A 14,159-nucleotide genomic window follows, 5' to 3' on the forward strand; every position below is an offset into this window, starting at 1 on the left:
GGCCTCAGCTCTGGTAGCGCGCGACGAGGCCGAGGAGCATGTTGGGCTCGAACGGCTTCACCATCCAGGCGCTGGCGCCGGCGCGGCGCCCTTCGGCCTTGATCTCGGCACCGTTCTCGGTGGTCAGCACGATGATCGGGGTGTTCTGCCCGGCAGGACGCGCGCGACAGGCGCGCGTGAACTCGATCCCGTCCATGACCGGCATGTTGAGGTCGGTGATCACCAGGTCCGGCTTGAACTGGTCGAAGCGCTGCAGGCCCTCCTCGCCGTTCTCCGCCTCGGCGACCTCATGCCCCGCATTGCGCAGGGTCATGCTGAGCAGGCTCAGCAGGGTCTTGGTGTCGTCGATCGCCAGAATACGCATCGATGGTCACTCCACGACGAGCGCGCTGTGAGAAAAGTCGAACCCGATCGCCTCGAACGACTTTCGGCACTCGGCGGACAAGCCCCTGAGCGTCACGCTCAGCCCCTTGGCCTGCGCGCTGCCGGCCGCCGCATGGAGCAGCTGGATCCAGAGACTCGGAAACGGCCCGGCCCCGGCGCACTCGACCGCAACGCTCTCCTTCTGCTCGATCGCGACGAGCAGCTGGTTCCGGAAGGCAGCGGCTTCGGAGCGTCCGAGCAGCGGCGGCAGCGAGACTGTGATGACCACGGCGCAATGACCTGTGACTGGGCATCGAAAAATCTCATGCCGCTGGTAAACACTTCGCTAACTTTTAGCGCGGACGGCAGGGATTGCGGCGCTTTTGCGGCGTGTGTGGTGGCGGCGACGGCTCGCGCAGCCGGTCAGAACAGGTTGTTGCTGATTGCGCGCGGGACGAGCGAGATGCTGCCGTCCTGCTCCTTGTATTTGCGCGGGACGTTGATGATCCCGGACAAGTGCAGCCAGAGATTGTTCGGCGAGATCGGCTTCACCACGATCTCATGGGCGCCGAGCTTCACCGCCTGCACCACGGCGCGCCGGTCCGGCCGCTCCATCATCACCAGCACGGGCGCCTTGGCGAAGGGCGAGGTCTTGAAGGAGCGGATCGCCGCCAGGCATTTCGCGCTCTCGCCATCCGGCAGATCCCAGTCGAGGATGACGATGTTCGGCTGCTTCTGGATGAAGGTGGTCGCCGCGGTCGGCAGGTCCGCCGCCTCGAACACGCGCTGCAGCTGCGCCTGGTAGAGCATGGTGCGGATGATGCGGCGATAGTGCGGGCTGGGGTCGATCAGCAGCACCGAGAGATTGGGAAAGGCGGGAGCGATGTGCATGACGCGACTGTGACCCGGTACCCGACAGAAGAGACGGGCCTCGCGCCCGCCTTCACGGCACGACCCCGTTCCGGCGGGCCATGGCCCGGCATCTCCGGCACGAGACCCTGACGGAACACGGTAAAACTGCGGTTAATGCCGCCGGCATGGCGTCACGCATGGCGGCTTCCCGTTCCGCGCCGGAACCGGGACCGGGGCTGGCGGGTTGAGGCCGTCAGCCAACCCAGGGAGCATCCCCGTGTCCAGACTTCGCTTCTCCGCCCTCGCGGCGCTCGTCCTCCTCGCCACCCCGGTCGCCGCCCAGCCGCGTTCGCTCGGGCCGCAGACCGGGTCGCTGCGCATCGAGCAGATCTCCGTCGCCTTCATCGGCCAGGGCGAATTGGGTGGTGGCACCCTCACCTATGCCGGGCGCAGCTACCCGATCACCATCGGCGGTCTCGGCATCGGAGGCATCGGCGCCTCCCGCCTCGTCGCCAGCGGCCGGGTCTACGGGCTGAAGCGCCGGGCCGATCTCGCCGGCGCCTATGTCCAGCTCCGCGAGGGCTGGGCCGTCGGCTCGCGCGGCGAGGGCCGGATCTGGCTGCGCAACAACAAGGGCGTCACCATCAGCCTCGACGCGCGCCGCCAGGGCCTGCAGCTGACCCTCGGCGCCGACGGCGTCCTCATCGGCTTCAAGTGAGGCGCATGGCGGGGAGATGCGCCGGCAGGTGCCCTCCCCGCCAGGTCACACATGACCCTGCCGGGCCAGTGCCTCGAGGGGACAGTCATGGTCATGGGTTCCGGGCTCTTCGCTAGCGCGAAGCCCCGGAATGACGGCATTCCTACTTGCGAACACGCCCCGGAATGACGGGGCGCGCCTCTACGCCGCCACCCTCACGCCACGCCGCTTCGGCCCGGCGAGGCAGGCCAGCATCAGGATGACGCCCGAGGCGGTGGCGATCATGCCGGCGGCGCTGACGCTGGAGGCCATGCCGATCCAGAGCGGCCCCCAGGCGGCGAGCCCATAGCCGATCACCGCCGCCGCCACTGCGAACGCCACGCTCCACGCCAGCTGCGGCACCAGCCTGTCGGTCATCAGCCGGGCCGCGCCAGCCGGGCAGATGAACATCGCGATCACGATGATCGCCCCCACCGCGTCGAAGGCCATCACCGAGACCATCGCCACCATCACGATCAGCGCCAGCCCGACCGGCCCCGGACGCGCGCCGACGCTTTCGGCGAAGGCGGCATCGAAGGTGCCGATGAACAATTCCTTCCAGAATGCCACGACGAACAGCAGCACGGCGCAGACCACGAGCGCCAGCCGCGGCAGTTGCGGCGGCAGATCGGCCAAGGCCGCGGGGTCGACGAGCGAGCCCCAGCCCTGCGCCGAGAACCAGACGATGCTCTCGAGATTGCCGTAGAGCGCGTGCTCCACGTCGAGATGCACGCTGCGGGCATTCGACTGCTCGAGCATCAGCACGCCGGCGGCGAACAGCGCCGTGAAGACCACGCCCATCGCCGCGCCGGGCTCGATGCGCCCGGCCTTGCGGATCACCTCGATCAGCAGGATCGCCGCCAGCGCCGCCACCGCCGCGCCGGCCAGCATCGCGCCGGCCGCGATCGTCCCGGTCAACAGGAAGGCGCCGACGATACCCGGCAGCACGACATGGCTGATCGCGTCGCCGACCAGGGCCTGCCGCCGCAGCACCAGGAAATTGCCGAGCAGCGCGCAGGCCACCGAGGCGAGGATACCGACGCCGAGTGGCACCAGGTTGAGCATCACGAAGGTTTCGCCGGTCATGCGCGTGCTCCGCTCGGGCGCAGCTCGCCGCGCAGGGTGGCCAGCAGGTCGGGCGGCACCGCATCGGCGATCGGCACCAGCCCCTGGCGCGGCTCGGCCGCCGCCTCGTCCGGAAAGCGACGGCGATAGGCGGCCCAGAGCGCCTCGTCGAGCACGGCCGCCGAGGCGGCACGGCCCCCGGCCTCTGTGGCGACGCCATCGGCGCGGACATAGCCCCGGCGCCGCAGCACCCGGCGCGTCAGCGGGTCGTGGATCGGTTCGCCGCGTGCCAGCGCCAGCAGCCCCTGCCGCTCATGGATGCGCCGGCTCAGCACGACGCGCTCGATCGTGCCCGCCAGAAGCCCGCGCACCGGCGAGAACACCAGCGAGACGGAGAACAGCGCGAAGGCGACCAGCACGATCAGCGCGCCCGTCGGCAGGCCCGGACCGGTCGAGGAGATCACCGCCCCGAGATAGGCCGAGACCGCGCCGATCGCCGAGGCGACCACGACCATGCGTTCCGGCCGGTTGGTCCAGAACCGCGCGGCGACCGGCGGGATGATGATCAGCGCCACGATCAGCACCAGGCCCGCGACCTTGAGCCCGATCACGGTGACGGCGAGCGTCAGCCCCATCATGGCGAGGTCGGTCAGCCGCACGTCGATGCCGCGCGTCGCGGCATAATCCTGGTCGAAGCAGACCAGCGTGAACGGCCGGCGCAGCAGGAAGATCGCCACGCCGAGCAGCGCCGCCGTCACCGCGATCAGCTCGGCCTCGCTGCGCAGCATGCCGGCGGTCGAGCCGACCAGGAAGCCGGTGATCCCGGCCTGCCCGCCGGTGCTCAGGCTCTGGATGACCGTGACTATCACGGTGCCGAAGCCGAAGAACACCGAGAGCACGGCGCCGATCGCAGTGTCCTCGGTCAGGCGCGTGCGCCGCGTGATCCACTCGACCGCGAGGATGCCCAGCGCCGCGCTGAGCGCCGAGCCAACGAGCAGGCCCGGCATCCAGCGGCCGTTCCCGGTCCACAGCGCCATGGCGATGAAGGCACCGGCCAGCCCCGGCAGCGTCGCATGCGAGATCGCGTCGCTGACCAGCGAACGCTTGCGCAGCAGGACGAAAGTGCCGATGGCGCCCGCGCTCGCCCCGAGCAGCGCCGCGCCCAGGCTGACCAGCGTGGTATTGAAACCGGCCTGCAGCAGCAGAGCGGAGAGGAAGGCCTCCATGCGCTCGCCCATGGCTCAGGCTCCGGCCGCCGGTCGCGCCGCGAGCTGGTCGATCTGCGCGGTCGCCAACCGGCCGCCATACGTTGCCTGCAGGCTCTCCTCGGTGAAGGTCGTCGCCACCGGCCCGTCGGCGATGCGCCGCCCGTTGATCAGCAGCACATGGTCGAAATAGTCCGGCACCGTCGACAGGTCGTGATGCACGCAGATCAGCGTCTTGCCGGCGCGGTTGAGCGCCTTGAGCACGCCGATGATGGCGCGCTCGGTAGCAGCATCCACGCCGGCGAAGGGCTCGTCCATGATGTAGAGATCGGCCTCCTGCGCCAACGCGCGCGCCAGGAAGACGCGCTGCTGCTGGCCGCCCGAGAGCTGGCCGATCTGCCGGTCGGCGAATGCCGCCATCCCGACGCGCTCCAGGCAGGCGCGCGCGGCCTCTTCATGCCGGCGCCCGGCGAAGCGGAACAGGCCGATCTCGCGGTAGAGCCCCATCAGCACCACGTCGAGCACAGTTGCAGGGAAGTCCCAGTCGACGCTGGCGCGCTGCGGCACATAGGCGATGCGCGGACGCGCCTTCGCGACATCGCGGCCGAAGACCGAGACCTCGCCCGACAGGCGCGGCACGATCCCCAGCGCCGCCTTGATCAGCGTCGACTTGCCGGCGCCGTTCGGCCCGACGATCGCGATCATCGCGCCCGGCGGCGCGGTATAGTCGACCGAGAACAGCACCGGCTTGCCGCCATAGCTGACCGAGAGACCGCGGATGGCGAAGGGCGAGCCGGCCCTGTCGTCGGCGAGGCGACGGCCATTGCTCGCGGCGAGGCGGGGATTGCCGGTGGAGGACATGGCGGCCTCGGTGGCTGGCTGGGTGGACGACACGGACATCAGGACTGGGCCAGGCGGCCGTTCAGGCCCCGCGCCGGCGCCTCGCCGCCGAGAGCGCGCGTGATCACCGTGGCATTATGGTCGATCATGCCGAGATAGGTGCCCTCATAGGTGCCGGGCTCGCCCATCGCGTCGGAGAACAGCTCGCCGCCGATGACCACGCTGTGGCCCTTCGCGGCGGCGCCCTCGATCAGCGCCTTGACGTTTCGATCGGACACCGAGGATTCGACGAAGATCGCCCCGATCCGGCGCTCGACGAGCACCTTGACCAGATCTTCGATGCGCCGGAGCCCCGCCTCGCTCTCGGTCGAGACCCCCTGGATGCCCATGACCTCGTAGCCATAGGCCCGGCCGAAATAGTTGAACGCGTCATGCGCCGTCACCAGCACCCGCGAACGTGCGGGCACCGAGGCGAAGGCCTTGTCGGCATAGTCCGCCAGCCGCTCGATCTCGGCGAGATAGGCGCTGGCGCCGGCCTCGAAATCGGCTTTGGCCGCCGGGCGCAGGCGGTTCAGAGCGTCGCGCGCCGCGGTGACGACGCCCGTCCACAGTCGCGGGTCCATCCAGACATGCGGATCCGGCAGGCTGGCATCTGACTGGTCGGACAGAAGCTTGTCCTTCGGCAGCGCCTCGCCGAGTGCCACCACGGGCCGCGAGCGCGACAGCCCGGCGAAGAAGGTCTTCATCTGGGCCTCGAGGTTCAGCCCGTGCCAGAACACCGCCTCGGCGCGCGTCGCCGCGGCGATGTCCGAGGAGGTCTGGCGGTACATGTGCGGATCGACGCCCGGGCCGAGCAGAGCCCGGACCTCGACATGCGCACCGCCGACCTGCCGCACCGCATCGGCGATCATCCCGGTCGTGGTGACGACGGCGAGCTTCGCGGCCTGGGCGAAGATAGGCCCAGACGCGGCGGCAGCGACCAGCGCCACCCCTGCCCCCGCAGCCCCCCGGAGAAACACCCGCCTGCCCCGATCGACCATCCGCCACTCCTCTTGCGATTCAATTGCAGTTGCAGGATGCAGGAGCACGACATCGATTGCAAGTGCAATCCATTTGCAAGAGAGGAGGGGGGGGATGATGCGGGCGGAAAGCGGTTCGGTTTCGGATGCACCAGGTTACGATGCCGGTCTGTCACGCCGGTATCCTGACCCGGGCCCATCGTTCGGCTCATCCCTCTGGCGCGCTGCAGGGCCGACACAGAGCGAGACCGCCCTCCGGAGGAATGGCTCCAGATGTCAAAAGCAGCGGCGCGGACCGCCAAAGGGCGGCCGCGCCCCCGCCTGCGTCAGGGACGGGCTCCCGGGGGCAGCGGCGGCTCGGCGTTGAGCAGCGTGATCGTCACGCGCCGGTTGGTCGGGAGATGAGGATTGTCGGGCAGGAGCGGCTCCGTGTCGGCGCGCCCGATCACCGAGGTGAAGCGGTCGTTGGGAAGGCCGGCACCCGACAGGATCTCGCGCACGGCGAGCGCACGGCCGGTCGTCAGCCCCCAGGAATCGATGGCCTGCACCGAGCCGGGGCGCGCCGTGGCCGTATGGCCGGAGATGGAGACCTGATTGGGCAGGCGCCGCATCGTGGGCGCGATCGCCTCCAGCACGCGACGGGTACGATCATAGGGCTGGACCTGGCCGTCCGGGAACATGGCGCGGCCATACTCGTCGACGAGCGACACCGCCACGCCGTCCTTGGTCGGCTCGATCACGATGTTGCGCGACAGGTCCGCGATGTCCGGCATCGCCTGGAGCGCCTGGCGCAGGCTGGCGATGGCGCTGTGATTGGCCTGCGCATTGGCGGCCTGGCGGCTGGCCTCGCGCTCGCTGGCGCCGCCCGCCGTCATCGGGCGCGCCTTGTCGTCCAGCCCGCTGGTCCCCCGCGCCACGTCGCGCGGCAGGGACGACCTGTTGCCCGCCTTGTCGAGGGCGCTGCCCATCAGGACGCCGCCGGCGCCGCTGTTCGACGGGCTGACATTCGCCGGGGCGAAGTATTCGGCCAGACCGATCTTCTGCTCCTGCGTCGTCATGCTGATCAGCCACATCAGCAGGAAGAACGCCATCATCGCGGTCACGAAGTCGGCATAGGCGATCTTCCAGGCCCCGCCATGATGCGCATGGGCGGCCTTCTTGACCTTCTTGACGATGATCGTCTGGTTGGGCTTGGACATTGCGTGCCTGTCGGAAATCGGGGCGGCGCTAGGCGGGCAGGCTGGCGGTCGCCGCCTCCACTTCGCTGAAGGTCGGGCGGACGTCGCTCATCAGCGCCTTGCGGGCGAACTCGACCGCCATGACCGGCGGCTGGCCGCCGATATGGGCGAGCAGCCCGGCCTTGAGCGAGAGGTAGTACTTGGATTCCGCCTCGAAGGTGCTCTTGAGCGACTGCGCCATCGGACCGAAGAAGCCGTATGCGACGAAGACGCCGAAGAAGGTGCCGACGAGGGCGCCGCCGATCAGATGCCCCAGCACCTCCGGGGGCTCGGTGATGGCGCCCATGGTCTTGATCACGCCGAGCACGGCGGCGACGATTCCGAGCGCCGGCGTCCCGTCGGCCAGCGACTGCATCGCCGAGACGATCCGCTCCTGTTCCTGGTGATGCGTCTCCAGTTCCTCGTCCATCAGGGCGTCGATCTCGTGGACGTTATTGGCGCCCAGCGTCACCATGCGCATGTAATCGCAGACGAACTCGACGGCGTGGTGGTTCGCGGCGAAGGTCGGGAACGCGTTGAACAGCGTCGAGCTGCTCGGGTTCTCGATATGCTCCTCGAGCGCCAGCAGACCCTTCTGCTTTGCGAGCTTGTACAGGGAGTACTGCATCCCCAGCAGCTCGACATAGCATTCCTGGGTATATTTCGGGCCCTTGAACAGCGTGCCGAGCATCATCGGCACGGCCTTCAGCACGGGGGCGGGGTTGCCGATGATGAAGGCGCCGATCGCGGCCCCGAGAATGATGACGAACTCGAACGGCTGCCAGAGGACCTCGAGATGGCCGCCCATCGCCGCGTAGCTGCCGAAGACGCAGGCGAAGACGATGATTGTGCCGACGATCAGCCGCATGGTTCTGCCACCCTCGCACCCCGCAGGTACCGCCCACGCGAAGTCACTCCTGCCCCAAGGAAATGGCCGATCGAGGTTAAGGTCGGGTTTATCCCCGCCCGCCGGCGCATCCGCCCTCCCCTCCGGGATGTGCGGCATGGGGGCGGAATCGGCGCACGCGCCGAGTCGTCACGCGTAGCGATCTTCGACCGCACCCACGCGTGCATACCCAGGCTTACTGGCGCTGCGTGGAGGGTGAGCCGGAGATTGGTGGGCCGGACCGGACAAAGCCACGAACACGTATGTGATTGAGATACCGATCTAAAATCTGGAAAGTCAGTTCGGCCAGCCAGCACAGGTCCTAAGCGGAACATTCCGGATTACAGATGATGACATCGCGATGGTCGCGGTATCTGAGGATCGAGCTTTACCTCACTTCGGTCAGGAGCCTTCATGGGTCCTTGCGCCATCTGGACGGTCCCCGGTTTCGTGGACAGAGCCGAGCCTCACGCCGAAGCGCGTTCGAACGCCTCGGGACTGACGCCGCCGAGATGGCTGTGGCGGCGGGTTCGGTTATAGAACGTCTCGATATAGTCGAAGACATCGGCGCGGGCCAAGGCGCGGGATTGTAGATACGTTTCTGGATGCGCTCCTTTTTCAGGCTGCTGAAGAAGGATTCGGCGACCGCGTTGTCCCAGCAGTTGCCGCGTCTGTCATGCTGGTTTCGAGCGAATGGGCCGCGCAGAACCGCTTGAAGTCCTCGCTGCCATATTGGCTGCCCTGGTCGGAATGCACCAGGACACGCCCATCGGGTTTGCGGCGCCAGACGGCCATGAGCAGGGCATCCAGCGCCAGTTCGCGGCTTAGCGTCGGCTTCATCGACCAGCCCACGACCTTGCGGGCGTACAGGTCCAACACCACGGCCAGGTACAGCCAGCCCTGCCATGTGCGGATGTAGGTGATGTCGGTGACCCAGACTTTGTTGGGCGCGTCTACCGTGAAAGCTTGCTGCAGACGGTTGGGCGCGATGAGGGACGGGCGGCCGGCAAACGTGCGGGGCTTCCTGTAGCCGCGGACGGCCCGGATCTTGTGACACCGCATGAGCCGCTCGACACGATGCAGGCCGCAGGTCTCGCCCACTTCCCGCAGGTCGCCGAACACCCGGCGAGCCCCGTAAATCTCGTGACTGCCTGCATGGGAGTGCCGGATGAGCTCCAGCAACCGGGCATCCTCGATGTCGCGATCCGATAACGGGGTATGAAGCCAGGCATAAAACCCTGCCCTGGCAACCCGCACGACACGGCACATCAGCGTGACGGCATAGTCATGCCGATGCTCGTTCATGAAGCGGTACTTCACTCGGGTTGCCTGGCAAAGTACCGCGCGGCTTTTTTTAGCAGGTCGCGCTCCTCCTCGATGCAGACGGCTGCAAGAAAGTTTACGGCGTTTCGGTCGTATCGGGTTGCGACACGTCGGAAGTCCTTGAGGCGGCAGAACATGCTTTCGATGGCGTTTCGGTCGCGGTAGAGGACAGGCGAGAAGCAGTTCTTCCAGCGGCGGTTAGCCTTGGGCGAAATGTTGGGTATGGTGCCATTCTCCTCGACCTGCCGGCGGATGGCGTTGCTATCGTAGCCCGTGTCGCCATGAAGGATGCGGGCAGCCGGCATCTGCTTCAGCAGGGCCGATCCGGCCGTGCAATCGGCGACCTGGCCGCCGGTGAGCAGGAAGGCGATGGGCCGGCAGTCGCAGTCGGTCTGCGCGTGGATTTTGGTCGTGCGGCCGCCGCGCGAGCGCCCGATGGCTTGGTTCCGCTCCCCCCTTTTCCGCCCGAGGCCGAGCGGTGCGCCTTCACGGCGGAGGAGCGGAGGAGTCGATGAGCACTTGGGCCGGCGGACCACCGGCGCTGGTCAGCGCATGGAAGAGATCGGCCCAGATGCCCTTGGCGGCCCAGCGCACATAGCGGTTGTAGAGCGTCTTGCGCGGTCCGTAATCCGGCGGCGCATCGATCCAGCGCCCGCCCGACTTCAGGACGTGGACGATGCCGCTGATCACCCGGCGGTCATCCACGCGCGGTTTGCCCCGCGTATCGGTTGGAAAATGCGGCTCGATCCGAGCAAATTGCGCGTCCGTCAGCCAGAAACGATCCCGATTCATCCGTGTTTCCTTTCGGAAGCCGTGAATCACACTGCGCCGGCGACGCCAACCAATTTATGGGTCCAGACCCTAGGGGCAACCGATTCCGCGCTCGCCGAGCTGATGATCCGACATAACACCCGGCGCCAGGACTTAACGGCTAAACTGCCTCCTCAGACCAGTTACGTTTGTGGCTTCGTGCCGCGCTGACCGCCGGCGCGATCTCATCGTGTGGCGCCAACCTCCTCAACCAGCGCACACTCTGCGATTTCCCTCCGGATTGCGGCAAGTGCTGAGACGAGGCGAGTAACCTTGGAAGTCGCGAGACGGCTCGAAGCTGCAACAGGGTTCCGGTTTCCACGACTTGACGCAGAGGCGATAGAAATTAAGTCTGATGACGTTCAGTTACTCAGATTAAAATAAAACAAAATAAAAATGTTATAAGAGACATGGCCAGCATGAACGACACATCGATAACACACGAGGCAAAACTGCGGCCACGATAAAGCGCTGCCCTCGAATTATTTAAACGAGAGAAGAAAATGCTTGAACGCCTCAGTCCGTAGCTGCAGGCAGAATGGCCTGCCCTAGACAGAACGGACGAATGGAACGCATGGATCGGATCCGCTATCAGGAGAACGACATTGAGCGTATTGCAGAGCGGCTGGCTCAGGAAACGCGGCTTGCGCCGGCTCGCCTCAACGCCGCCGATACGGCGCTGTCGAGAGGGCGGCTGATCGGCGAAGAGGTCGATACCGGACTTTTCGTCGGGGCCTACGACCTGGAATACCTCATCGACACCAAGCTCGAAGTTCGCGAGCGGCGTGGCATCGCATTCGGCCTCCTGCTCGAAGGTGATCCGGCGCAGCTCACGGTCGCGGACCACGGTGAGTACTGCCTCTGGCCGACGGTTCCGGTCGTGCTGGGCTTCGACGAAGGGCGTCTCTGCACCGGGCATTGTCACGCCGGCAGCCGTGCCGCCGGACTCTGCGTCCGCTTGCTGCCGGACTGCCTCGACAGGCTCGCCGCCGATGACGACAGCTTCGGCCCCTTGCAGGCGCTTGCGGAAAACGGTTTCTGCTTCCGCGAGCTGCCTCGCTCGCGGCGCCTCACCAATATCGGGCGCCAATATCTCGACAACCCCTATGACGGGTTGCTCGAGCGGATGTTCCTGCAAGGCTGTGCGCTGTCCTTCATCGCCGAGGCGATGCATCTGTTCAACCAGACCGATGCCAGCCCTCCCGATCCGGCTCGCTCGCTGTCGGCCATCGAGCAGGACCGCGTCGCGAGAGTCAGCCGCTGCCTCGACGAGAACATCGTCAGCCCACCTTCGCTGAACCAGCTCGGGATCATGGTCGGCCTGAACGTGACGACACTCACCCGCCATTTCCGGCAGGTCCACGGCATGACCATCTTCGAGTATCTGCGCGAGCGGCGGCTTGAGCTCGCCCGCGAGATGCTGCGCCTGGGCACGCTTCCGGTTTCGCAGATCGGCTACCGGGTCGGCTTCTCCAACCCGGCGGCCTTCACCACCGCCTACCGCCGGCGCTTTGGTCTGACGCCCAGCAGCGAAAAAGAAATGCGGCCGCATTGATTTGATCCCGCGAAAGTTTCGTTCGACGCCGCGAAAGCCGGCGCGATAGCCAAATCCCGCTCCGATGGACATCACTGCCCGACGCTGGCCTCGCGCCGCTTCGGTTCCGTATGGAAAGCTCAGGATGATGTCTGTCTCCCGCCTCCCTTTCATGCTCGGCAGCGCGCTGGCGCTCGTCCTCGTTTCACAGGCCCGCGCCCAGGAGCCGCCGAAGAGCGGCGTGATCGCCCTCGACGAGATCACTGTGACGTCGCTGAAGCGCAAGGCCGACCCGCAGAACGTTCCGATCGCGATCACTGTCATCGACGGGGCCGCCATTCCCAACACCAGCTCCGACCCGGCCCGCGAGATGGTCTCGACTGCTCCGAACGTGATGTTCAACTCGGTCAACGTCGCCGGCCAGGACTTCCTGAACATTCGCGGCATCGGCCCGCTCGCTTTGCCGATCAACGCGCTCGACAACACGGTCGGTGTCTCGACCAACGGTGTGCCGACGACCATGTTCGGCTATCCGCCCACCCTGCTCGACGTCCAGCAGATCGAGGTTCTGCGCGGGCCACAGGGCACGCTCTTCGGCCGCAACGCCCTCGGTGGCGCGATCAACGTGGTGACCAAGCCGGCCGACGGAACCCGCGAGTTCCGTACCACCGTAGAGGCCGGCAAGAAGGGACACCTGCTCGGCGAGGCGGTCGCGGGCGGCTGGCTCGTGCCAGAGGTCTTGGCCGGGCGCGCGGCGCTGCGCTTCTCGCGCGTCGATGGCGACATTCCCAACACCATCGCCGGAGGCAAGGAAGGCGCGGCGCGCCTCAGTGTCGGCCGTGGCAGCCTACGCTTCACCCCAAGCGGCGACCTCACCATCGATCTCAGGGCGAGCTATGATCAAGATCGCCGCACCGGCCAGTTCTCGCTGCTCAAGGAGCATCCGCGCTTCCCGGTCAGCGGCGGCGACATCGTGCCGTGGATCACTCTGCGCCGCGCCGACGCCTCTCTCACGGTCGAGAAGCGCTTCGATGCCTTCACCATGACCTCGGTGACGAGCTTCCAGGACATCACCAGCAAGCACAGCTACGACTATTTCGATTCCTATGTCTTCGGGGCTCTCACCGGGCTGCCGCCGCGCACATTCGCCGATCCGCTGAACGACAAGATCCGCACTCTGGAGCACGACCGGATCTTCAACCAGGAGCTGCGTCTGAACTCAGCAGAGGGCTCCTGGCTCTCCTGGGTCGGCGGCATCAGCTATTTCCGTTCCGACTACGATCAGCAGCGCACAGCGCGAACCTCGTCGGTCTACGCCAATGGCGACTACGACACCGCGATCCTCTCGCAGACCGGCGCAATCTTCGGGGATGCCACCGTGCCGTTGAGCGAGCGCCTGAAGCTCTCCGGCGGCCTGCGGTTGGCGCGTGACTGGCAGTCGCTCGATTCGCGCTATCGCCCGCTCGGGGCGCCCGGCATCCTCACCGACCGCAACAGCATTTCCGACACCTATCTGACAGGCCGCGCCGCCCTCTCCTATGAATGGCAGCCGGGGCTGATCACCTATGGCTCAGTGGCGCGCGGCTACACATCGGGCGGTTTCGACAAAGTCACGCTCAACTCCGCGCTCGGCCTCCCCAATCGCGCCTTCTCGCCGTCGACCGGCTGGACCTATGAGCTCGGCGCCAAGAGCGATTTCCTCGACGGTCGTGCCCGGCTCAACGCCAGCCTGTTCTTCAATGACGTGGAGAAGGGTCAGATCATCGACTTCCTGGTCTCGGGCAGCACCGTGAGCTACGTCTTCGCCAATCAGGACTATCGCAGCCGCGGCTTCGAACTCGAGGGCAGCCTGCGCCTGACCGACCAACTCTCGCTCAATGGCAGTTTCGGTCTGACACGTTCCGAATTGGTCAATGTGCCGGTCACGCAGACGCGCTACCGCAATGGCAACGCCGTGCCGAACGCTCCTAGCGTGACGGCGAGCTTTGGCGTCGATTACCGCCTGCCTGCTTCGCTCATCGGCCTTCCCGGCGAGTTCCTCGCCCGCGCCAGCTACCAATATGTCGGGCAGCGCGAAGCCGATCTCGCCAACAACTTCAAGCTCGACGCCTATCACATCGTCAACGGCCGGATCGGCTGGTCGGGGCGCGATACGCAAGTTTACGCCTTCGCCAACAACCTGCTCGACGAGCGTCCGCAACTCTACGGCGCCGCATACAGCCCGGCCGTGCATTCGATGGCGGTGGGCCGCGGGCGGGTCATTGGCCTTGGCCTCAGCCGCAACTGGTAAACGAAGGCGGTAGGGACAT

The 14,159-nt window shown here is 66.7% G+C and carries 12 protein-coding genes and 2 pseudogenes; 3 read left to right on the forward strand and 11 right to left on the reverse strand.

Annotated features, from left to right (window positions below; translation table 11 throughout):
- Window positions 1–4 precede the first annotated feature (4 nt).
- The 3 genes from ABE438_RS01870 to ABE438_RS01880 form a co-directional block, all read right to left on the reverse strand.
- The gene (locus tag ABE438_RS01870) at window positions 5–364 is read right to left on the reverse strand and encodes a response regulator (protein WP_346500638.1); all 360 of its coding nucleotides are present in this window, start codon (window positions 362–364) and stop codon (window positions 5–7) included.
- A gap of 6 nt (window positions 365–370) precedes the next feature.
- A complete protein-coding gene (locus ABE438_RS01875) occupies window positions 371–652 on the reverse strand; it encodes an STAS domain-containing protein (RefSeq protein ID WP_346500640.1) in 282 nt (93 codons plus the stop codon).
- 134 nt (window positions 653–786) lie between these two features.
- Window positions 787–1,254, reverse strand: a complete 468-nt coding sequence (locus ABE438_RS01880; RefSeq protein WP_346500642.1) for a response regulator — start codon at window positions 1,252–1,254, stop codon at window positions 787–789.
- 238 nt (window positions 1,255–1,492) lie between these two features.
- Here ABE438_RS01880 and ABE438_RS01885 point away from each other — a divergent pair, with 238 nt between their 5' ends.
- Entirely contained in the window at window positions 1,493–1,933 is a 441-nt protein-coding gene (locus ABE438_RS01885) for a hypothetical protein (RefSeq protein WP_346500644.1), read from the forward strand.
- A 180-nt stretch (window positions 1,934–2,113) separates the two neighbouring features.
- Here ABE438_RS01885 and ABE438_RS01890 read toward each other — a convergent pair whose 3' ends face one another.
- The 8 genes and pseudogenes from ABE438_RS01890 to ABE438_RS01925 all read right to left on the reverse strand — a co-directional run.
- Window positions 2,114–3,037, reverse strand: coding sequence for a metal ABC transporter permease (locus ABE438_RS01890; RefSeq protein WP_346500646.1), 924 nt, complete (start codon window positions 3,035–3,037; stop codon window positions 2,114–2,116).
- Window positions 3,034–4,254 (reverse strand): metal ABC transporter permease, encoded by a 1,221-nt coding sequence (locus tag ABE438_RS01895; protein WP_346500648.1) that lies wholly within the window; start codon window positions 4,252–4,254, stop codon window positions 3,034–3,036. Before ABE438_RS01895 ends, ABE438_RS01890 begins: the two co-directional genes overlap by 4 nt.
- Window positions 4,255–4,257: 3 nt before the next feature.
- The gene (locus tag ABE438_RS01900; protein ID WP_346500650.1) at window positions 4,258–5,121 is read right to left on the reverse strand and encodes a metal ABC transporter ATP-binding protein; all 864 of its coding nucleotides are present in this window, start codon (window positions 5,119–5,121) and stop codon (window positions 4,258–4,260) included.
- The gene (locus ABE438_RS01905; protein WP_346500652.1) at window positions 5,121–6,050 is read right to left on the reverse strand and encodes a metal ABC transporter solute-binding protein, Zn/Mn family; all 930 of its coding nucleotides are present in this window, start codon (window positions 6,048–6,050) and stop codon (window positions 5,121–5,123) included. Before ABE438_RS01905 ends, ABE438_RS01900 begins: the two co-directional genes overlap by 1 nt.
- Before the next feature lie 356 nt (window positions 6,051–6,406).
- The gene (locus tag ABE438_RS01910; protein ID WP_346500654.1) at window positions 6,407–7,279 is read right to left on the reverse strand and encodes a flagellar motor protein MotB; all 873 of its coding nucleotides are present in this window, start codon (window positions 7,277–7,279) and stop codon (window positions 6,407–6,409) included.
- A 28-nt stretch (window positions 7,280–7,307) separates the two neighbouring features.
- Complete coding sequence (gene motA / locus ABE438_RS01915; RefSeq protein ID WP_346500656.1) at window positions 7,308–8,165, reverse strand: flagellar motor stator protein MotA; 858 nt, start codon at window positions 8,163–8,165, stop codon at window positions 7,308–7,310.
- A 485-nt stretch (window positions 8,166–8,650) separates the two neighbouring features.
- Window positions 8,651–9,559: pseudogene (locus tag ABE438_RS01920) on the reverse strand (IS3 family transposase); the annotation flags it as partial.
- Window positions 9,560–10,298 (reverse strand): annotated as a pseudogene (locus ABE438_RS01925) (IS5 family transposase); the annotation flags it as partial.
- 583 nt (window positions 10,299–10,881) lie between these two features.
- On the opposite strand from ABE438_RS01925, the gene ABE438_RS01930 reads away from it, so the two are divergent.
- Both ABE438_RS01930 and ABE438_RS01935 read left to right on the forward strand, forming a co-directional pair.
- A complete protein-coding gene (locus ABE438_RS01930) occupies window positions 10,882–11,871 on the forward strand; it encodes a helix-turn-helix transcriptional regulator (RefSeq protein WP_346500658.1) in 990 nt (329 codons plus the stop codon).
- Window positions 11,872–11,995: 124 nt separating this feature from the next.
- A complete protein-coding gene (locus ABE438_RS01935) occupies window positions 11,996–14,140 on the forward strand; it encodes a TonB-dependent receptor (protein ID WP_346500660.1) in 2,145 nt (714 codons plus the stop codon).
- The last annotated feature ends 19 nt before the right edge of the window (window positions 14,141–14,159 follow it).

This window comes from Allobosea sp. TWI1241 (assembly GCF_039673065.1).
Classification (GTDB): Bacteria; Pseudomonadota; Alphaproteobacteria; order Rhizobiales; family Beijerinckiaceae; genus Allobosea.